The organism is Aquiflexum gelatinilyticum, from assembly GCF_024813435.1.
Classification (GTDB): domain Bacteria; phylum Bacteroidota; class Bacteroidia; order Cytophagales; family Cyclobacteriaceae; genus Cognataquiflexum; species Cognataquiflexum gelatinilyticum.
In genome coordinates, this window is the sequence record NZ_JANAEZ010000006.1 from 27392 (window position 1) to 48368 (window position 20977).

Below are 20977 nucleotides of genomic sequence, written 5' to 3' on the forward strand. Positions count from 1 at the left end.
CTGCCTTTTTTTTATTCATTTTTTGGGGAAATACTTTCTAAAAAAACCATCTGCTACCTATCAATTATTTCAATTTATACCTTCCATATTTCCATTTAAATCTAATCTCCCCAAAAATTCTTGGAGAACTTTGTCATATAATCGTAACTTTTTGACACTAAAGATCAGAAATGAAAAAACACTGGCTGGAAACCATACTCAAAGAACTTCATCCTGAAGCTTACCATTGGTCGCGACAGTGTTGCTCATTTGATGAGGACAAGGCAAAAGATGTCCTTCAGTTGGTGTATCTGAAAATCCTGGAAGGCAAAGCAGTCTATAAAGAAAAGTCCCAAGTGAAAACCTGGCTCTTTTCAGTGATCAGGATTACGGCTTACGAAGAATTTAAAAAAGAAGGTAAAAACACCTCATTGGATCAGCTAGCAGACATGGCCTATGAAGATGATCCTCCGGAAAATGATTCCCATGAAGCTTTGCTCCAAGCGCTGCCGGATAGGCAAAAGGAAGTGTTGCTGATGGTATTCTACCACGACATGACTTTGGAGCAATGTGCCGAAGTGATGCAGCTACATATCGGCACGGTGCGGACCCATTATGACCGGGGAAAGAAAAAATTGAAAGAGTGGATTGAAAAAACAAGAATCGAAAAGTGATGAGAAACGAAACCGATAAAGAAATACAAGGCTTCTTTGATCAATTAAAGGAGAAGGACCAAAAGATTCAAATTCCGGCTTTTCCGGAACCTGCAAACCAAAGAAGCATTAATTGGTGGATTCCTTTGGGGATTGCAGCTTCGTTGGCGGTAGCAGCTTGGTTATTTCCAGGAAATGAACCGAATCAATCCTTGCATAAGGATGTGATCATCATTACTCTCGAGGAGGGTAAAAACCATGAACTTCAATTCAAAATTGAAAGAACATCCGAGTTGGAATCCTGGGAATCCCCAACATCATCACTATTGACAGAATTTTAACTCAAATCGTATGAAAAAGCTATTGATAATTGGGATGATTCTATGTTCAGGTGTAACCAATGCACAGGATATGTTCCAGGAAGTACTCTTTTCGGCCGATCTGGTTTTCCAAAACAGTTTTGCCATTTCCCTAACGGACAAACAGGCAGATAAAATCACCAAAATTTACAGCCAAAATTTCATGGACTTCAGGAAGGTAAAATGGGACTTAGATGAGGCTAACGTAAAACTGAGAAAGATGCTCAAAGAGCCAAGGATTAATTCGGAGGCCGTTTCCAAGCAATTGGACTTAATCCTTGGATTAGAAAACTTACTGAAGAAGAAGCAATTATTGACTTTGGTTGCGATCAAGAATGAACTTAGTGAAACACAACAAAAGGAGCTTCAGGAACTTAAGGAAATAAGCGATATTTCAATACCATTTTCCCACGGCCGTAGCAAAACTGCGACTGAAGCCAACAATAATCCAAACGTAAAACTCAGGCTTTCAGCAAATTCTGAAAATAGCCCATTGATGTTATTATCAACAAAGGATGGTATCATTAAGATAGCGGATATTAATAAAATCAATCCTGATGACATCCAAAGTCTTGAAGTGTTAAAAGACAAATTTTTAATCGATAAATATGGGGAGAAAGCCAAAAACGGCGTCGTCATCATCACTCTCAAAAAAGATAAGCAGTAAGCGATACCCTCTAAAAGTTCGGACCCTAAGATTAGAATTACATTTTTCCTCAAACCAATCCAAACCTATTTAACATGAAATTCATACTCCTTGCATTTTCAATTTTAATTCTTTTTTCATGCGCAACTTCAGTAAAAGAAAATGTCGAAGATTACTCGAAAATCACCCTGACAATGGACACGGTGGTGGTGGATTCAGGTGATGATATTATTAATCTTAAATATGGAATCTGGACCAATACCCTAAGTGAAGACAATAAATTTCTTTATCTGTGGAACACTGGAGAAAGCACCATGGACAAAATCAACCTTGAAGCATTGCGGTTGGAGAAAAAAATCCCATTTGAAAGGGAAGGGCCTAATGGTGTAGGGGATTATGTGTCTTGGATGAGTTTTTTACATGAAAATGAGGTATTGTTGGCGGGTTTCGGGACGCTGTTGAATTTTGACATGGAGGGGAAAAAAATCCGTGATCTTGATTTAGGTAAAGTAACATTCGGGAAAGTCAACTTAGAGGCAGGCGATGGCTTTGACAGAAATCCAATCCCCTTAGAAAAAGGAGATGTTATTTACGGATACCTTGGCAATGGAATTAAGGGTACATGGACTTTTGTCAAGGCTAATTTTAAAGAAAATAAACTGACAAGGATTGAGTTGCCCGGGATCAATGAGCTTCCCGACTACAGGATTCTGTTGGAAGGAGATAACATCAATTCCTCCGCTTCACCCGAAAAGTTTTTGAAAAAAGCCGGCAATAGAATCATCATTTCCAGTTCAGCCTATAGTACCCTGTATGTGTTAAATTTAAACGATGATTCTGTTTATCAGGCCAATTATACCCCAACGCTTTCTCCCAAACAAAAAAAAGGGGGATATCCTGAGAAAGTGGAATCAGTGGAACGATTTAGGGAAGTAATGGCCGAGATTGATACTGAGATCAACTTTCAGGCCCCGGTTTGGGATGAACAAAACCGCAGGTTCTACCGCTTCTCATTTGAAACACTTCCTAAAGATATTTACAAAGGGCCATTATTTCTAAGCGCACATCAACGACCCATTTCCAAGGTTTACCTCAGTATTTTAGATGAAAACTTGAACCTGTTAGGGGAGACTCTTTTGAATATCAAACAAGTCCCAAATACTGTATTCGTCCGTGACGGCCAAATATGGTCCTATGTCAATGTGGAGGATGAATTGGGTTTTGTGAGGATGACTATCAATTATGAATAACTGACACTTCAAGGGTTCTGAACCCTTGGAGGATTTATGAGAAAGACCGTTGAGGTTTTTTTCAAACCTCGAAGGTCTTCTGGTTAAATTTTTAATGACTGATTTGAAGAATTTGATAATCTTCGAGGTCTTCAAGACCTCGAAGATTATAGCATACGGCCTTTGAGTTTTATATCAAACCTCAAAGGTTTTTTTATTATAGACCCCAAAACCCTCGAGGTCGAAAAGACCTCAAGGGTTCAAAAACCTCCAAGTACTCTTAAAATTCCTTGGCAGATTTTCTTCTTTCATCCTTGCACGGAGCAGTTCGATCGGCATGTAGTTTTGACTGATAAAGAAATCATGGAATTGCTTTTCGGTCATTTTTCCCGAGGCCAACATCTCGTTTTTCAAAGCATAGACCTGCAATCCCCCGATCATATACGCCAACTGGTAAAGCGGGCCATAACTTCCTTCAAATGACCTTCTGACTTCCGCCTCGGCATTAGCCCGCTCATGACCGACCTTGTCCACGAGGAAGTCGATGCATTGCTGCGGTGTCCATTTGCCAAGGTGGTAATTGAGCGAAAAGACAATCCTTGCTGCCCGGTGCATTCTCCAAAACAACATACCCACTTTATCCTCGGCATTTCTTGGGAAATTTTTGTCCCAAAGGTTAAACTCCCAATACAATGTCCATCCTTCCACCCAAAACGGCGTATTGAACATCCTTCTGTGTGGAAAATGCCGCTGATTCATGAATTGCTGCATGTGGTGTCCGGGGATGAGTTCATGCTGCACTGTCGCCCTAGAGAAGTGGGGATTGTTTCCCCGCATGCTCATCATTTTGTCGGCATGCGACATTTCGGAGGTGGGATAGGAGATGATAATCGTTTCCCCACCCAAAAAGAAGGGACTGACTTTTTGCCTTTCTGCCGACATCATGGAAGTCCGCCAGGTTTCTTTGGCCATCTCCGGAATGGTCATCAGGTCTCTTTCTTCCAAAAAGGTGATCGCTTCCTCTGCCATTTCGGTGACCATCTGCGGCCATTCTCCGGCAGGAACGTAGGTATTTTTGACTTTCTCCAAAGCGGCTTTCCAGTCATTTCCAAATCCCAATTCCTGCGAGGCTTTTAACATTTCGCGCTCGCACCAGGCATACTGCTTTTCCCCTTCTGCCAAAAGTTCTTCTGCTGTATAGGGAATCATGTTGTAAGCCAGTTCCTTTTCAATGGCTGTTTTGCCTACCACTTTGCCGATGATTCCCGAACCGTCATCCTTCACAACGGTATTTTCAAAATGGTTTTTCAAAAATTCGCCATAGGCTTTTAAGCTTTTGTCCATGCTAGACATGGGTTCTTTCATCCACCAAGTGAATTCCGGGTCATAATCAAAGTAAAACTTGTAAGCTTCTTCTGTACTCTTTCTCATCGCTTCTACCACTTGGGAGGCAAGTTCCGCTTTTTGCCAACTGTCGTAAGGCTTGCTTTTTTTGCTTTGCTCCCATTTGGTTTTCATGGCCATTTCGACTTGGGTAAAAGTAGCCGCCAATTCCTGCGCATTGGGTTTGATGGCCATCCTTCTTGCCTGATAGAATTTTTCCAGTGGGGCTTCAAAATCCACCACGTTTTTTACGGCTTTGTATTCTTCAAAGGCAGCGGAATGAAAGTAGCTTTCCTTTTCAAGGTAATTTTTGAAAATCTGATAGTCCAACTTGCCATCTGCCGAATAAGAATCATAAGGCATATTCTCGAGGGCTTTCAGCCAATCAAGATACAGGCGGCCGATCCTTTCAAAATATTCATCCGAAAGAGGATTGTTATACTTTCTGTTGAGGGCAGTCCTGTCAGCCTGATAGCTCATAATGGCAGGATAGAGTTCGGAGGCGGATACCTGCCAAGCCATCAAGAACATGATAGAAATGAGGAGCAGTTTTTTCATAGGTTTTGAAAATGGATTTGTTTGCGGAATGATTTCGGGGTGGTCAGTATATATTTTTTAAATGCCCTATTAAAGTAAGAAAGATTCTGGAAACCTGTCTGATAAGCGATTTGGGAAATGGAAAGGTCGGTTTCTTGGAGCAGGTGACAGGACTTGTGAATACGGAGTTCATTCAGGAATTCGGTAAAGGTCTTGCCAGTTCTCTGTTTGAAGAACCGGCAAAATGCTTCCTTGCTCATATTGGCAGTTCCTGCAACTTCTTTGAGGCTGATGTTGCGGTGGTTCTCCGCAAGGATAAAAGCCATGACATTCCCCATGCGTTTGCCTTCAAGTTCGGAATAATCCCTGGTAGGAAGCAGACGGTTAAGTGGTTGCATCGCATTGGTTTGTTGCAAGGTTCTGATCATTTCCAAGGCTGCAAGGACTTTTTCCATTCCTGTTTTTTGGCCAAATGTCCGGATGCTGTTTTTAAGGAATTCCTGATTTTCGCACCTGACCACGTAGCAACCTTTGATGGCGTTGACCCATTGCCTGAGTTCCAGAAATTCTTCTACTTCCCAGATTCCTTTACCGAGCGCCTCAAAATCAAAGAAGATCGTGTTGCTGACGGATTTGATGAAATTGGTTTTTTGGAAGTACTCCTCATCAGAACGGAAAACATGCGGCACATTTGAACCAAGCAGGTAGATATCCCCCGGTTCAAACCTTCCCAAATAATCCCCAACCATCAGTTGGCCTTTTCCTTCCAGGATGAGGGTAAGTTGCCACTCCGGATGCTGGTGGAGTTTGTCATAGAAGTGACTCCCTTCATCGACCTGAAAGCGGACAAATTCCTTTTGTGATTTGGGGATTTTGAAGGGGATAATTTTTAGACTCATAATTGAGAAGCGAGAAGCGAGAGCCGAGACAACAAGAGACTATCTAGTTTGATTACTTATGAAGAACATTGAATATAATTTGTATCTGCTTTCATCCACGTAGCCAAATCAAAACCATGGTTGGAAAACGATTAGCAGCTCTGTTGACTGTCGACCATGGACTATGGACTAATTAATTTTCAATATGATATTAATTAATTTTTACCAAAATATCTAATTCAAAATCAATATGGTATTACTATTGACTAATCAAGTGTAAGTATAAAGCCATTAATCGCTTTACCTTTGGGTAAAAAAAAGAAAAGAATATGAATTGGCAAGGTGTATTTCCGGCAGTGACGACCAAATTCCATCAGGATGGAAGCTTGGACATGGACATGTTTTTCAAAAACCTCGATGCCCAGCTCGGAGCCGGCGTACATGGTATCATTCTCGGAGGCACTTTGGGTGAATCCTCGGTACTTAGCTTGGAGGAAAAAATCCAATTGACAACCGAAACGGTAAAGTATGTCAATGGCAAAGTTCCAGTGATCCTAAACATTGCAGAAGGCGCAACGAGAGAAGCTATTTTTTGGGCGCACAAGGCAAAAGAAATGGGCGCTTCAGGATTGATGTTGTTGCCTCCGATGCGGTATGGTTCTGACGCGAGAGAGACCGTGGCTTATTTCAAGGCGGTGGCCAACAGTACGGATTTGCCTATTATGATTTATAACAATCCAGTGGATTACAAGACTTTGGTGACTTTGGCGATGTTTGAGGAATTGACCGATTGCCCAAATATCCAAGCCGTCAAAGAATCTACCAGAGACATCTCCAATGTGACGAGGATGAGAAACCTATTTGGTGACAGGTTCAAAATCCTATGCGGAGTTGATACATTGGCAATGGAAGAATTGCTGATGAGCGCGGATGGATGGGTTGCCGGGTTGGTATGTGCTTTTCCAAAAGAGACTGTCGCCGTCTATAACCTCGTGAAGGCCGGAAAGACAGAAGAGGCTTTAAAAATCTACCGTTGGTTCTTACCTTTATTAGAACTCGATATCCATCCGAAGTTGGTGCAGTACATCAAACTCGCAGAGCAGATGGCTGGCATCGGAACAGAATGGGTTCGCGCTCCAAGACTGACTTTGATCGGGGAAGAGAGGGTTAAAATCGAAAACATCATCAAAAGGGGTTTGGAACATAGACCGAAGTTGTAATCATGGTACGAAGTACGATGTACCAGGTACGAAGTAAATGGGGTAAAAAAAGGTATTCTTATGACATACTAAAACACGGCTTGAAATTTAAGAATCTAGGTGATTTAGATCAAAAAGATGTGGTAAATCGGGAATAAGTATGAGAATACTAGCAGCAGTACTTTTGATGTTCTCTTTTCTTTCAAGTTGCTCTGAAATTCAGACAAACGACCCAGTCGAGGTTTACAAATATTGGTCAGGTTCAAAAAACCCAAAAGAGCTTGAATTATTAAAGGGTCAATATTGGCAATCCGCTCACTGGACAAAAGAATATATAGTTTATTTGAAATTTAGACCAACTGAAAAATGGTGGGATGAATTTACATATCAAAATAAATTAAAAATTAAGGATGAAAGTTGGACTAAACCGATTAATGCACCTAATTGGTTTAAACCCTCTAAAGGTATGATCATCTATGGTAGCGGAGATAAATTTGACCAAGGATCAAGATATTTCATAGACACATTGACCAATGAGAGCTACATTTATGAAATTCAACTTTGAAAAGACTTCTCTCTACGTTCGAAGTGACAATGTGAACTTTATTAGGTTTCTTGACCTTTTGATTTGTAGAATCTATATTTTACAAAACTCGACAACTTGATAACTCGACAACAATTAGAACCATTACAACAATTACAACCAATCATCAATAACCATTAACTCAATTACTTATTTACCAATTCCAAACTCCATGACCTACGACCAGATTTTTGCCAAAGCACAGGAAGCATTTTTGTTTTATAAAAACCTTCCAGGAAAAGAGAAAGCGGCTTTTCTCCGAAAAATCGCAGATGGATTGGAGGCTGAAAAAGCCACCATTATCCCTTTGGCATCCAAAGAATCAAACCTTCCCGAAGGAAGGATTACCGGTGAACTCGGTAGGACCACAGGTCAGATCCGCATGTTTGCAAAGTTGGTGGAGGAAGGAAGCTGGGTGGAAGCGACCATCGACCATGCAGATCCAAACCGCACTCCGGCACCAAAACCGGATATCCGAAGGTTTTTGACACCACTCGGTCCGGTCGTCGTATTTGGAGCGAGTAATTTTCCCTTGGCATTTTCTACAGCCGGAGGTGATACGGTCTCTGCTTTAGCAGCTGGTTGTCCGGTGATTTATAAGGCACATCCTGCCCATCCTGAGACTTCCAAACTTGTTGCCCAGGTCATTCATAGAGCGGTCGTAGATTCAGCTTTGCCGGATGGAATATTTCAGCATGTGGAAGGTGGAGCCAAAGAAGGACAGGCCTTGGCAGTTCATCCGATTGCAAAAGCCATTGCATTTACCGGTTCACACTACGGAGGAATGGCATTGTTCAAAACGGCAAGCCAAAGGAATGAACCGATTCCTGTTTATGCCGAAATGGGTTCTGTGAATCCGATTTTTACTTTCGAACAAAAACTTTCTAAGGATATTGCAGGAAGTGCCAAAGCATTTATATCTTCTTTGACCCTTGGAGTGGGGCAGTTCTGTACCAATCCGGGTTTGATCTTTGTCCCAAAAAGTCTGCAAAAGGAATTTGCGGCAGCAATAAAATCCGAAATCGAGGACATAGTCGCCGCACCGATGCTGCATGAAGGCATTGCGGATGCTTATTACAATGCACTGCAATACCTTCAGGGCAGAGAAGAATTGGAATGGGTCAAAGTAGCTGCAGCCAAAGACTTGATCAAAGGCCATCCTGCCTTGGCAAAAATCAAAGCCAAGGATTGGTTGAGTGATGATAAATTCCAACAGGAGGTTTTCGGGGCATTTGCGCTGATGGTGGTGTATGAAGGAGAGGATGATTTGCTTGCCATAGCCGAAAAACTCCATGGACAGCTGACAATCACCATTTGGGCTGAAGAAGAAGAACTCAGCGACAAACTTTTTCTGATCAATCTTCTTGAGGAAAAATGTGGCCGAATGCTGTATAAAGGCGTTCCGACCGGAGTTGAAGTGGGCTATGCCATGCAACATGGAGGTCCTTATCCGTCCACCTCTGACAACAGGAGTACTTCCGTCGGTGTCTACGCGATCAAGAGATTTGCAAGACCGATAGCATTCCAAGACATGCCGGATATTTTGTTGCCGGATGCACTGAGAGAAAGCAATCCTTTGGGAATATGGAGGACTGTTAATGGGGAATTCAAGAAATAATTTAGTCCACAGTCCACAGTCCACAGTTTGGTTTAGTTTGTAGGTTAGTTTGGGTTAAAAACCTTGTAACTTTCAAAACCTTACAACATTGCAACATTAAATTTTCGGATTTTCCCAATCTTCCAATTTCTTATGTCCTCTAGAAGTACATTCTCCTGCATCGACGCCCATACCTGTGGCAACCCTGTACGTGTTGTCTCAGGTGGTGTGCCTTTTTTGAAAGGTAACAACATGCTCGAAAAGCGTCAATATTTTTTGGATAAACTGGATTGGATAAGGAGAGGTCTGATGTTTGAACCACGGGGTCACGATATGATGTCAGGCTCCATGCTATTCCCACCCCATGACCCTGAAAATGACTTTGCGGTGCTTTTTATCGAGACCTCAGGTTGTCTTCCTATGTGTGGGCACGGGACCATCGGTACCATCACCATCGCCATTGAGGAAGGATTGATCCATCCAAAGACTCCGGGATTTTTGAGGATGGAGGCCCCGGCAGGATTGGTTTTGGTATCCTACAAACAGGAAGGCAAGAAAGTTAAATCCGTCAAACTCACCAATGTCAAAAGTTATCTTGCTGCCGAAAGTCTGGAGATCGAGACCGAAGAACTCGGAAAACTCATCGTGGATGTGGCTTATGGCGGCAACTTCTATTGCATAGTCGATCCGCAAAAAAATTTTCCTGGATTGGAGCATTTCAGGGCAGAGCAGTTGATCTCTATGGCTAGGAATCTCAGACAAAAAATGAATGAAACCTATGAATTTGTTCATCCTGAACATTCCCAAATCCGCGGTTTATCACATGTGATGTGGACCGGAAAAACCCTTGATCCAACAAGTTCCGCAAGAAATGCGGTTTTCTACGGAGACAAAGCCATCGACCGCTCACCCTGCGGGACGGGCACTTCGGCCAGGATGGCTCAGTGGTTTGCCAAAGGACTTTTGAAGCCCGGAGATGATTTTATTCATGAGAGTTTTATCGGGTCCAAATTTACAGGACGGATAGAAGAAGTGACTGAGATCGGAGACAAACCCGCCATTGTTCCAAGTATCGAAGGATGGGCCAAGGTATATGGCTACAATACAATCATCTTGGATGATGATGATCCTTATGTGCATGGATTTCAGGTAATCTGAAAGAAGCGAGAAGCTAGAGGCGAGAATTAAGTTCAACATTGTACGAAGTACCAAGTACCAAGTACAAAGCACCTAGAAAAGATAGACAAAAAGCGAAAATTGAGTACAAAGTATCAAGTATCAAGAACAGAAAAGCCCATCTTTACAATTTTGAAATTTTCCAATCTTTCAATTTTCCAATTCTCCCATACCCATCCCGAATTCAGTCTCATGTCTCACGTCTCATATCTCCAGTCTCAACCATGAAACCAACCATCATCATCGGCGGCGGGATCGTCGGACTGTTTACTGCATATTTCCTTCAAAAATCAGGAACGGAAGTTATCATCATCGACAAAGGAGACATGCAGGTCAATTGCTCCACCGGAAATGCCGGGATGATCGTGCCGAGCCACATCATTCCGTTAGCCGCTCCGGGCATGATCAGCAAGGGGATTTCCTGGATGTTTTCTTCCAAAAGTCCTTTCTATATCCACCCAAGATTTGACCGGAAGCTCTTGCAATGGTCATGGTTGTTTTACCAATCTGCCAACAAATCCCATGTCGAGAAAAGTATTCCGTATCTGAAAAACCTCAGCTTGATGAGCAAAGCGCTGTACCAACAGTTCAAGGTTGAGCACATCGAGTCTAACTTGGGCTTGGTAGAAAAGGGTTTGATGATGATCTACCAAACTGCCGAGGTTGAAAAGGAAGAGATTGAATTTGCACATTTGGCGCAGAAACATGGTTTGGCGGCAGAAATCCTCAGCCCCGAGGATATCAAGAATATCGAACCCAACCTTGAGGTAAAAGCCCGCGGGGCAGTTTTATTTCCCGGTGATGCCCACCTTTCCCCCGCAGCTTTGTATAGCTTTTTGAAAAATCATTTGGAAGAAAATGGTGTGCAGTTCAAAAACCAAGTGAAAGTCACCGGATTTGAAACAAAATCCGACAAAGTCATCGGCGTATTGACTTCGGAAGGAAAAATCGAAGGGGATAAGTTTGTGCTTTGTGGAGGCGCTTGGTCTGCCGAATTGGCTAAGATGTTGGATTTTTCACTTCCCATGATGGGAGGAAAAGGATACAGTTTTATCCAGGACAACAAGCCTGAAATCAAGCAGGCGAGCATTTTGACAGAGATGAAAGTTGCCGTCAGCCCTTATGGCAATCAGATCCGATTTGGTGGCACGATGGAAATCGCCGGTACAGACGAATCCATCAACATCAACCGCGTGAAGGGAATCTTCGAATCCATCAACCGGTATTATCCGGATTTCCAATCCAAATTTCCCGAAACCGATCAGATCTGGAAGGGCTTGAGACCTTGTTCGCCGGACGGATTGCCTTATATCGGTTTTGCGCCAAATTGGAAGAATGTCCTTGTCGGCAGCGGCCATTCCATGATGGGAATCAGTTTGGCACCCGCAACGGGAAAGATCCTCGCAGAACTCCATACCCAAAAATCCCCAAGCATGGAATTGGAAGGGTTTAAGGTGGATAGGTTTTGAGCATTAATCCGATATTTTTGTAGGCGTATTTCCCAAAATTGTATAGTTGCGCGTACCGTTAAGGATATAAATTTATAGGCGAATGTACATATGCAGAATATTTTGAAAATGCATTGAATGTTTGCAAAGTTTAAGGAGTATTGGCGTTACTAATTCTAAATGAGTAAAAGATGGGCTTATGCAGGTTGGTCAAATTTGGTATTTGGCTGTTTCTTATTTTTACTATCACAAATGAACCTCTAACAAAAAAATGAAATATTATGTCGTTTCAAGCATATATTGACAATATCAAAGCCAAGACAGGAAAGACACCTGCTGACTTTAAAAAAATGGCAAAGGAAAAAGAATTCATCATTGATGGAAAACTTAATCCTAAAATTAAAGCAACAGAAGTTACGAATTGGCTCAAGGAAGAATTTGAACTCGGACACGGTCATGCCATGGCAATTTATGCCACATTCAAGGGAAAAACGGAGTGACCCAAACCACGAACCGCTAACAGAAGTTCGGCAAATGGCAGGTTCAGTTCTTGGTTGACAGTGAAATACTCCGAAATCCTTTACCCCAAACGCCAAACCGTCAAATACACATTCCAAACCCGCCCAATTACCATCCCAATCTGCAAAAACTAGATCTGGAAGTTTACCGGCAGAGAATCGGATAACCACTTAATCTACTCCTCAAAAACCTGATCTTCTGCATCGATAATGATTCTGATAAACCTGATCATATGGTCGATTTCCTCCCATGAAAAACCCAGATTTCCCTGAGAGTGGGCAAGTGCATCGCGCAACTGACCGATGTCATTCATCATCTTGACAAAGCGGTCTCTGCTATACTCCGGATCAAATTTTTTGAAGCGTTGGTTTTTGGAAAAGATAGAACCCAAGTCGCCAAACTGCAGGCATTGCACCAAATCAATCTCTTCCTTCCGTCCCTTTTTCCACTCATAAAGTGATCGGGCGCTGTTGAGCCTGTTTTCGGAAATGCTTTGCTCCCAATGTGGCAGGTACTTGCGGATCAGTTCTTTCAGGTGGGTTTCCAACAGGCTGATCAACCCAAAAAACCCGATCCTGAGCGGAATTTTGTCCAGATCTGTTCTGGTGACAATGTGTGCGATTTTTCCATCTTCTTCAATGAAATACCGTCTCTTTTCGATAAGTTTTCGGAAAGCAAATAATAGAGGCGTATCTGACGGCAAAATATCTTCCGAAGCGATAGGAACCGGCCTTTCGTCACCCAAGTCAAACTTCATCAAAACTCCATTCACGTCCACAACGGCCGATTGGAAATTCCTTTTTTCCATTTCTTCCCTATAATTTTCTATTCCAAAAACAAGCAGATCTTCAGAGATGGGCATGACATTGATCTGTTCTTCAAATAGCAGGCGGAGCCGGTCAAGGGATTTCATACTTTGTTGTTTTGGTTTTGTGAATTTATAAAAATACCCTTTATATTGACCGGATAGTTAGGTAACAAAATCATATATTTTATGTCAGCAATGGAATTGGGAATCGGCAGTCAAGTCAGACATCCAAAATTTGGAAAAGGGGTAGTCGTGGAGGCAGACGCTTCCTATTACAAGATTTATTTCAACTTTATCGCAGAGGTCAAAACCATCGCAAGGGACTTTCAGCATTTTGAACTCATCGAAAAGAAAGAAGCAGAACCGATAGCATTCAGCCTTGCGGATATCGAAAGGGCAGTAGAAAACGCCATCAAAAAAATCCCACCTGCGGAAGCTTTGCCAAAGGTCAGCATGGCCCAAAAGTGGCTCAAAGGTACCATGATTCTCAATCCCTACAATCCCGAACTGAGCAACAAGGAAGTGCCGATCGCGACATTTTTTCACAAGATCGTCATGGTCAGGGAGCGACTCCGCGTGCTTGAGCAAAATATCAACAACCACGAGAAACTCGACGATCAGGACAGGATCGCACTGCAGCAATATATCACCCGAGCATACGGTTCACTGACCACTTTCAATGTGCTCTTTGCCGATAAGGAAGATTACTTTAAAGGGGCGGGGAAGGAGGATTGATTAAGTTTGAAGGTTTCAAGGTTAAAAAAGTTTTAAAGTTGGGAATTGGGTAAGAAGTTGAAGGTTTGAGGTGAAAAGTAGGAGGATCGAAGTTTTGGAGATATGGAAAGATGCGGATTGTCTTAATGACTTGTTAAAATTGATTTTGTGAAATGTGAAAAATAAAGAGTTCGATTCGAGGTATTCTGTTATTGAAAACACATTTTTTTTATATTTGATTAAATCGAAGAGATATGTTGACAAAAACTATGGTTAAAAAGCAATTGGAAAAACTGCCTGAAGAGTTTTCTTTGGATGAATTGGTAGGACAATTGATTTTGATCCAAAAAGTAGAAAAAGGCTTGATGGACTCCAATGAGGGAAGATTTATTTCTGAAGAAGAACTCGAAAAGGAAATCGGCAAATGGTTCGAATAAATTGGACCGCACAATCGGTTATTGATTTGAAGGAAATTGCGGAATATATAAGCAAAGACTCAAAAAAGTATGCCTCGCTTCAAATCCAAAGAATTAAGAATAGAACGCAAATCCTTAAGACAAACTCATATTCTGGTCAGATTTTAGAATTCTTCGGCAAGAAAGAAATTAGACATCTTGTTGAAGGAAATTATTTAATAATATATAGAATTGTTGATGAATCAAGGATAGATATTCTGACAATTCACCATTCAGCTAGAAATCTAGGAAAAAGGATTGATATTTTTACTCCAATAGTTTAGTAGGAAGAGCCATGGATACTAAAAAGGAATTGTCAAGCGATCAGCGCGAAGTGCTTTTCAGAACGTTGAAATCCAGGTTTGAGAAAAACAAAAACCGTCACCAAGGCTTGGAATGGGCTTCGGTCCAATCCAAATTGGAATTCCATCTCAATGGCAAAGGAAGCCTAGAAAAGCTTTGGTCACTGCATCAAATGGAAATCACAGGCGGAGAACCTGATGTGGTCGGCTTCGATGACAACACCGGAGAATTTATTTTTTATGACTGTTCGGCAGAAAGCCCAAAAGGCCGTAGGAGCATTTGCTTTGACCGGGAAGGATTGGAATCGAGGAAAGATTTTCCCCCTGCAAACAACGCTGTAGACATTGCTACTGAAATGGGCATTGACATCCTGACCGAATCCGAATACCGGGAATTGCAGCAGTTGGGTGATTTCGATACCAAAACCTCAAGTTGGATCCAAACACCCGATGCCGTCAGGAAACTTGGGGGAGCACTTTTTTGCGACCGTCGCTATGACCATGTTTTTACCTATCATAATGGAGCCCAATCTTATTATGGAGTCCGGGCATTCCGCGGGAAGCTTCGGATCTGATTTCAATCTTCCAGAATGTATTTTCAGGTAATTGTTTTGGATCAATGATTTGCGATGAGTTATAAAAATCAGATTTATAACTCATAATTTGCCCAATTTTGAGTTATAAAATTTTACCCAAGATTCTATTTCAATCAAAATCAATATTTTCTAAAATGAAAATAGCTACCCGATATCTCAGGTAGCTATTTCTATTTGGTGACTATCCACCGTGGACCGTAGACCGTCAACTGTGGACAATTATTACTTCTTCCAGCTTGCTTTTCCGCCTTTGGCAGAATCCACGTTGATGCTGTAGCTGCTGTTGCCGGAGACGATCCATCTCACTTTTACCGCACCCATTCCCGGGATATTGGCGACAGAGATTTTTTCAGGATTTGTCTTTTGCTCGGAAAGTCTGTTGAAGTCCTCATTGTCCACCACAAATCCCGCCACTACTTTGGCACCGGAGATGCTGACATAATCAGGTCTTTCGATTTTGTATTTCAGATCCTGGCTTGAGTGGGTTGGGATCAACCTTTCGTTATAGATCGTAGCCGTAACTGCTTTTAATCCTCCTCCAAGGTCTTCTTCCTTGACATCCATCACGCTGAGTTTTGGAGTGTGGTAGCCGTGGAGGATGGTGAAGGCAGCATTTCTATGGGCATCCTGCTCCAACAAGAATCCTGGGTGCAGACGGCCAAAGTTTTTCTTGAATCCGCCGACTTCGATTTTGCCATATTGAGGGTGGTCATATTCTGCCCAGTTGACAAAAGCATCGCCAAAAGTCAGGTAAGTGTCTACCATCATTTGCTCATCCTGATTTCCTCTTCCTGCATTTTTGTGTACATAGAGGTAAGAAGTCATCAATTCATTGGAATAGGTGAAAATTCCCCTTCCACCGTAGAACCAATCCAACTGACCGCCAAATACGGAGTAGAGGTCTTTGTATACCACGAGGTATTTATAACCCGGCATGAACTCTTCTCCTTTTTTGGCAATCGCATCATAGATGCGGATGTCAGTTTGGTTATACGTTCCCAAGTCTTCCTCTGCGCCAGGACCTCTGAGGATCATGCCACCATAGTTGTGGTAGCTTTGCGCTGCGGCAATGTTGGGGTGCTTCATCACATATTCCATCACAGCTTTGTTTTCCGGGACACTGAAAGGATACTTCCAAGCACCTCGCTGTACATAATCAGGCTGCCAGTTCCATCCCCAATCTCTGTTGGGATCATAATAGCCTATTGCATCATCATTGACGACTCCGTCTCCATCATTGTCAATTCCTTCAAAACCCAACATTTCATATTCTCCTTTTTGATCTGGAGCGACCATGATGAGTTTTCTTGGATCCATTTGGTCTTTGACATAGCGGCCTGTCGGCGACTTTCTGATCATCATCGTGATATGACCGTCTTTGTTGATGTCATCAAAAGGATCCTCGCCGATCATCCCGTCGCCGTCATCATCCATATTCATCATGCCTGATCGTGGAGAATTCAGCGTGTTTGGTTCCTTGATAAAGTTATCGTGCGCATCCGGATTGATGGTAGGTGCGATATAGAAGGTTTTGTCTTTGAGCAATTGGGTGATGAATTCCAGTTCGCCATACATTTCAGAAAGGTACCAAGCGGTGTAAAGGGTGAATTCAGTTCCCTGAATCTCGTTGGAGTGGATGTTGCCATCGATCCACATACCCGGTTTGTCCTCAGCTTTGCCCGCTTTGAAGTCCGTGACGATCAATACCCAAATGTCGTTTCCTTGGAAAGATTTACCGATACTTTCGAGCTTCACCAGATCGGGATGCTTTTTGGCCATATCCTTCATGATTTCCTCCAAAGCAAGGTTGGTATGGTACCTGTTCCAGGAAACAGGAACTTTGGGATTGTGCGGAGTACCGATGGCGCGGAAATATTTTTCCTGTGCGTTGGTCTCCTGAATGCCTGCAAAACCGATTGCCAGTCCTAAGGCAGTTGTATATATCCAGTTTTTGAATTTCATTTTTTTGTCGGTTTAGAGTTTCACATTGAGTGTGGCGATACCGGTATGTGCTGCACCGGCTTTGATATCCACTGAGCCGCTTCCTTTGACGACCCATGACAGCGTAATTTTGCCATAAGCATCAAGCTTATTGATCAGCTTGATTTTTTCACCGGAAACTAAGTCAGCAGCATCTTTGCTGATGTCTACCCTGATATTCCTCAACCAACGGGATTTTTCACCCATTTCAGAATGTGTCGGCAAAGAAGAATTGTTGAAAAGGTCTGCGGTGATTCTAGTCAGACCGTTGCCAAGTTTCTCTGATTTCACATTGTGAAACTCCAGCTTTGGACTCATCTCGGCTAGCTTCAAGATAAATGCCGTATGCTCAATAGCAATTGAATCCACTTTGGCAAAAGGAGGATTGTACATCACAAAAGGCTTGATGCCGCCTACTTCTACTTTTTGTCCCGGGAAATCGGGGTGCGTCACCGCTGTCCAAGGTGCGAATACATTGGAAAGGTTTTCTTTGGCTGCCCAAGCGAGGAAGTTGATTTCTGCATTGTTGTTTGACTTTCCGTCTTCTCCTTTGACCTCAGGAACCCACCATCCCGGGGTGCTGAAGCTGAGTCTTCCAAAGTGGAAATATGCCCATTGGAAGAAGTCTCCATCTGTACCCTGATTGTTTTGGTTAAAGGCCTTTTGGCTGATGGTTTCATTGTAAATTCCTGAAACCATACTGTTGAGCGCTACATCTTTTTCCAACATAGAGGTGATGATTCTCTTTCTTGCATCACCGGCATTGTATTTAAGTGGGGCCGAAAGGTTGTTAGCCGGACTGAAAGTCACGAAAGCGAAGATGTTCCACTGATTGAAAAGGTAATCTAATAAGGCGCGGCTTTCCACTTGCGATACCGCAAAATCACCTGCCAATGGTTGGAAAATCGGGAATTTGTAAGTCTGATTTTTGTTGAAGGCGATACCTTCAGACAAGTCTTCACCAAAGCTGCCATCTTTGTCTTTGTCCATGCTTTCGGGCATCATTATGTAATTCCCTTTTTGGCCTTTGGACCTGTCAGCTTTGACCAATACCCTGTCATCTTTGTCACTGACCATGTACTCACCCATCGGGCTTTCGACACGCATCATCGTGATGAGTCCGTCTTTATTAAGGTCTTCATATCCGTCCTCTGAGACTTGTCCGTCACGGTCGTGATCGACTTTGGCAGCATTGCCTCTTCTTTCATATTTTAGGGCAGCATGGTACTGCTCATAGGCATCAGGTGACATGTTTGGAAAAACGTAAAAAGTATTTTTGTCCAATGCTGCTGCATGGTCTTTGACCAGTCTTTCGGCAAATTGGACTGCCAATTCCACGCTGAGGACATGGAAACCTTCTGCTCCGCCGACTACTGCGATGGCGGGCTTGTTATCCAGATCTCCTTTTCCGATTTTGACTACCCAGATGTCTTTCCCGCCCTCGGTCTTGGTCAGGGAACTGAGTTTGGCCGAGCTTCCGCTGCCTGAGATGGCCTGCAGCCTTTGGGTAACCTGGTCCAAAGTGGGATAATCCCCTTGTGCCAGCGTGAAAGCGTTTACGGAAAAGAGCAATCCCGCACCCGCTACCAACGATAAATACATTTTCTTCATAAAGTATATCAGGTTTAGTTCTTTAATGAAAAAAGACACGTTCGGTGTCTTTTGCCGTGCTATGTTACAAAATTTAAACCGTTAAATAAAAGCGGTTTCGTCCTAATGATTTGCATGTTTTTAAAAGGTTTGCAGCATGGATAAGTGGGATCTGATTTTGGGCCGTTTAAAAAACAAAGCTGAAAAAGTTATTTCCAAGCCAAAAAAAATGGTATTTTTCCACAAATACTGCTCCCTAGTTATGTTTCGTAAAATTGCCCTTGCTATCGCTTTCTCTCCAAGAATGGAGGCTTTGATTGCCGAATCCAAAAGACTAAAAGATCTCTTTCAAGCCGAATTGTTGCTCATCCATGTCGGTGAAAAAACCGTCGCCCTGGAAGAAAAACTCAATGAGGAACTTCAAAAATACGGTCTTTTGAATAGCGGAGTAAAGACGATCTGGACAGAAGGCAAGCCTGCCAAAAGAATACTTCAAACCTGTGAAGCCGAAAATGTGGATCTTCTTGTGGCCGGAGCACTCAAAAGCGAAAGCCTATTGAATTATTACATAGGATCTATTGCAAGAAAAATCATTAGGAATTCAAAATGTTCTGTATTGGTATTGATAGAGCCCTTGGAAAAGCCCACTCCGTTTGACAAAGTAGTTATCAATGGAACAGAACAGGATCAGACTCCTCTGGTCATTCAAAAAGGGCTGGATTGGTGCAAATTGGATGGAGCCAAGCAGATTTTTATAGTCAATGAAATCAAAATGTATGGACTCCAAATGGCCACTGCAGGAGAGGGAGGCGAAGGAGAAATATCCAGTACGAGAAGAAAACTGATAGCAGAAGAAGTAGCTTATGTGAATAATATATTGAAAGACATTGATAAGGGAGACCTTAAGGTCAACATCAAGATTACCTGTGGAAAGTGGGCTATCGAGTTGGCAAAGTTTGCTGAAGATGTGGAGGCTGATTTATTGGTTGTGGGAGATGAAGGCAAACTTGGATTTTTGGACCGTATTTTTCCCCATGACCTTGAAGAAATTCTAAACAACCTGCCTTGCAATTTATTAATCCTTAAGAAATAATTGGCTACATATGGAGACCCTTTCACACCAAGATGTAGTCAACTTATTTCTTCAATTGGCGGCAATGTTGTTGTTGGCAAGAGTATTTGCAGAACTTGCCAGAAAAGTAAATCAGCCTTCTGTGGTAGGCGAAATCCTTGCAGGAATTTTGATGGGACCCACGATATTGGGTAATTTTTTGCCCGAAATCCACACCTACCTTTTTGACTCAAATGTCAATTCCAATCTTGCCTTGGATGGATTTGTACAAATTTCGGTTGTTCTATTGTTGTTTATAGCGGGACTGGAAGTCGAACTCAATGTAGTGTGGAGCCAAGGAAAAAACGCCTTCAGGATTGCAGTTTTTTCAATGTTGATTCCGATAATTTGTGGCTTTATCCTGGCTTATAGTTTTCCTGAGTTTTTGGGGCTGAATATTGAAGAGCCGTTTGTGGCCTCTTTGTTCTTTGGACTGTCAATTTCCATTACAGCTTTGGCTGTTGTCGCCAGGGTATTGATGGATCTCAATGTTTTTAAAACCCATTCCGGGCTTTTGATCATTGCGAGTGCAATGATCGTTGATATATTGGCTTGGATTGTATTCTCTATTATTTTATCCGTTTCTGATACCGGTCAACAAGGCCTCGGGGTATTTTGGACTATTTTCCTGACCTTGGGATTTACCTTTTTTATGTTGACCATCGGGAAAGGTGTCATTGGAAAAACACTTCCCTGGATAAATAAAAATTTAGCATGGCCTGGTGGATTGCTTTCATTGGCATTGGCTACCTGTTTTTTGGCAGCTTCCTTTACTGAGTTTATCGGCATTCATGCCATCTTTGGAGCTTTTATAATTGGCGTGGCGCTTGGGGATTCTGAACATTTGTCCGAAAGGGCCAAAGAAATTTTACATCAATTCATCAACAATATTTTTGCTCCTATATTCTTTGTTTCTATTGGCCTAAAAGTCAATTTTGTCGAAGGTTTTGATCCTGTAATTGTAGGAGTAGTGGTGGTTGTAGGTTTGTTGGCCAAAGTTGCAGGAGGGTATTATGGGTCAAGACTTTCTGGCTTTCCAAAGTGGAAGGCCAAATTGATTGGTTTTGGGTTGAATACAAGGGGTAGCGTGGATATCATCTTAGGCTTGATTGCCTTGGAAAATGGCTTGATTCAGGAACCAATGTTTATAGGCCTTGTCATCTTAGCCCTGATTTCTGCCATATCCTCAGGACCTTTGATGAAATGGGCCATTCAGGAAAACCATCCTTAAAAAA

General features: G+C 42.4%; 21 protein-coding genes. 16 read left to right on the forward strand and 5 right to left on the reverse strand.

Annotated elements, in window-relative coordinates; genetic code table 11:
* Positions 1-170 precede the first annotated feature (170 nt).
* The 4 genes from NK987_RS13835 to NK987_RS13850 all read left to right on the forward strand — a co-directional run bounded on the left by NK987_RS13835 (position 171) and on the right by NK987_RS13850 (position 2887).
* The gene (locus tag NK987_RS13835) at positions 171-653 is read left to right on the forward strand and encodes an RNA polymerase sigma factor (protein WP_259264330.1); all 483 of its coding nucleotides are present in this window, start codon (positions 171-173) and stop codon (positions 651-653) included.
* The gene (locus tag NK987_RS13840) at positions 653-973 is read left to right on the forward strand and encodes a hypothetical protein (protein ID WP_259264331.1); all 321 of its coding nucleotides are present in this window, start codon (positions 653-655) and stop codon (positions 971-973) included. Before NK987_RS13835 ends, NK987_RS13840 begins: the two co-directional genes overlap by 1 nt.
* A gap of 10 nt (positions 974-983) precedes the next feature.
* A complete protein-coding gene (locus NK987_RS13845; protein ID WP_259264332.1) occupies positions 984-1658 on the forward strand; it encodes a SusC/RagA family TonB-linked outer membrane protein in 675 nt (224 codons plus the stop codon).
* 74 nt (positions 1659-1732) lie between these two features.
* Positions 1733-2887, forward strand: coding sequence for a DUF4221 family protein (locus NK987_RS13850; protein WP_259264333.1), 1155 nt, complete (start codon positions 1733-1735; stop codon positions 2885-2887).
* Positions 2888-3118: 231 nt separating this feature from the next.
* On the opposite strand, the gene NK987_RS13855 is transcribed toward NK987_RS13850, so the two are convergent.
* On the reverse strand, positions 3119-4807 hold the full coding sequence (locus tag NK987_RS13855; RefSeq protein WP_259264334.1) for a DUF885 domain-containing protein: 1689 nt from the start codon (positions 4805-4807) through the stop codon (positions 3119-3121).
* Positions 4804-5685, reverse strand: a complete 882-nt coding sequence (locus NK987_RS13860; protein WP_259264335.1) for an AraC family transcriptional regulator — start codon at positions 5683-5685, stop codon at positions 4804-4806. Before NK987_RS13860 ends, NK987_RS13855 begins: the two co-directional genes overlap by 4 nt.
* Before the next feature lie 308 nt (positions 5686-5993).
* Between NK987_RS13860 and NK987_RS13865 the strand changes: the two genes are divergently transcribed.
* The 6 genes from NK987_RS13865 (at position 5994) to NK987_RS13890 (ending at position 12167) form a co-directional block, all read left to right on the forward strand.
* Positions 5994-6884, forward strand: coding sequence for a dihydrodipicolinate synthase family protein (locus tag NK987_RS13865; protein WP_259264336.1), 891 nt, complete (start codon positions 5994-5996; stop codon positions 6882-6884).
* Positions 6885-7023: 139 nt separating this feature from the next.
* On the forward strand, positions 7024-7428 hold the full coding sequence (locus NK987_RS13870; protein WP_259264337.1) for a hypothetical protein: 405 nt from the start codon (positions 7024-7026) through the stop codon (positions 7426-7428).
* 178 nt (positions 7429-7606) lie between these two features.
* Positions 7607-9064 carry an aldehyde dehydrogenase (NADP(+)) gene (locus NK987_RS13875; RefSeq protein ID WP_259264505.1) on the forward strand — a complete coding sequence of 486 codons (1458 nt, stop codon included), beginning with the start codon at positions 7607-7609 and terminating at the stop codon, positions 9062-9064.
* Between the two features lie 132 nt (positions 9065-9196).
* Positions 9197-10201, forward strand: a complete 1005-nt coding sequence (locus NK987_RS13880) for a 4-hydroxyproline epimerase (protein WP_259264338.1) — start codon at positions 9197-9199, stop codon at positions 10199-10201.
* 242 nt (positions 10202-10443) lie between these two features.
* Positions 10444-11688 (forward strand): NAD(P)/FAD-dependent oxidoreductase, encoded by a 1245-nt coding sequence (locus tag NK987_RS13885; RefSeq protein ID WP_259264339.1) that lies wholly within the window; start codon positions 10444-10446, stop codon positions 11686-11688.
* A 260-nt stretch (positions 11689-11948) separates the two neighbouring features.
* Positions 11949-12167, forward strand: coding sequence for a DUF4287 domain-containing protein (locus tag NK987_RS13890; RefSeq protein ID WP_259264340.1), 219 nt, complete (start codon positions 11949-11951; stop codon positions 12165-12167).
* A 194-nt stretch (positions 12168-12361) separates the two neighbouring features.
* Here the strand turns inward: NK987_RS13890 and NK987_RS13895 are convergent, their stop codons facing one another.
* Complete coding sequence (locus tag NK987_RS13895) at positions 12362-13099, reverse strand: CBS domain-containing protein (RefSeq protein WP_259264341.1); 738 nt, start codon at positions 13097-13099, stop codon at positions 12362-12364.
* Between the two features lie 81 nt (positions 13100-13180).
* Here NK987_RS13895 and NK987_RS13900 point away from each other — a divergent pair, with 81 nt between their 5' ends.
* The 4 genes from NK987_RS13900 to NK987_RS13910 all read left to right on the forward strand — a co-directional run bounded on the left by NK987_RS13900 (position 13181) and on the right by NK987_RS13910 (position 15040).
* Positions 13181-13729 (forward strand): hypothetical protein, encoded by a 549-nt coding sequence (locus NK987_RS13900; protein WP_241125980.1) that lies wholly within the window; start codon positions 13181-13183, stop codon positions 13727-13729.
* A 233-nt stretch (positions 13730-13962) separates the two neighbouring features.
* A complete protein-coding gene (locus NK987_RS13905) occupies positions 13963-14145 on the forward strand; it encodes a hypothetical protein (RefSeq protein WP_258422368.1) in 183 nt (60 codons plus the stop codon).
* Entirely contained in the window at positions 14133-14447 is a 315-nt protein-coding gene (locus NK987_RS21485) for a type II toxin-antitoxin system RelE/ParE family toxin (RefSeq protein ID WP_420841183.1), read from the forward strand. Before NK987_RS13905 ends, NK987_RS21485 begins: the two co-directional genes overlap by 13 nt.
* Before the next feature lie 11 nt (positions 14448-14458).
* A complete protein-coding gene (locus tag NK987_RS13910; RefSeq protein WP_259264342.1) occupies positions 14459-15040 on the forward strand; it encodes a DUF4256 domain-containing protein in 582 nt (193 codons plus the stop codon).
* A gap of 243 nt (positions 15041-15283) precedes the next feature.
* Here NK987_RS13910 and NK987_RS13915 read toward each other — a convergent pair whose 3' ends face one another.
* A complete protein-coding gene (locus NK987_RS13915) occupies positions 15284-17023 on the reverse strand; it encodes a M14 family metallopeptidase (RefSeq protein WP_259264343.1) in 1740 nt (579 codons plus the stop codon).
* A gap of 12 nt (positions 17024-17035) precedes the next feature.
* A complete protein-coding gene (locus NK987_RS13920; protein WP_259264344.1) occupies positions 17036-18652 on the reverse strand; it encodes a M14 family metallopeptidase in 1617 nt (538 codons plus the stop codon).
* A gap of 241 nt (positions 18653-18893) precedes the next feature.
* On the opposite strand from NK987_RS13920, the gene NK987_RS13925 reads away from it, so the two are divergent.
* Positions 18894-19724, forward strand: a complete 831-nt coding sequence (locus NK987_RS13925; RefSeq protein WP_259264345.1) for a universal stress protein — start codon at positions 18894-18896, stop codon at positions 19722-19724.
* A gap of 10 nt (positions 19725-19734) precedes the next feature.
* Positions 19735-20973 carry a cation:proton antiporter gene (locus tag NK987_RS13930; protein ID WP_259264346.1) on the forward strand — a complete coding sequence of 413 codons (1239 nt, stop codon included), beginning with the start codon at positions 19735-19737 and terminating at the stop codon, positions 20971-20973.
* Positions 20974-20977 lie beyond the last annotated feature (4 nt).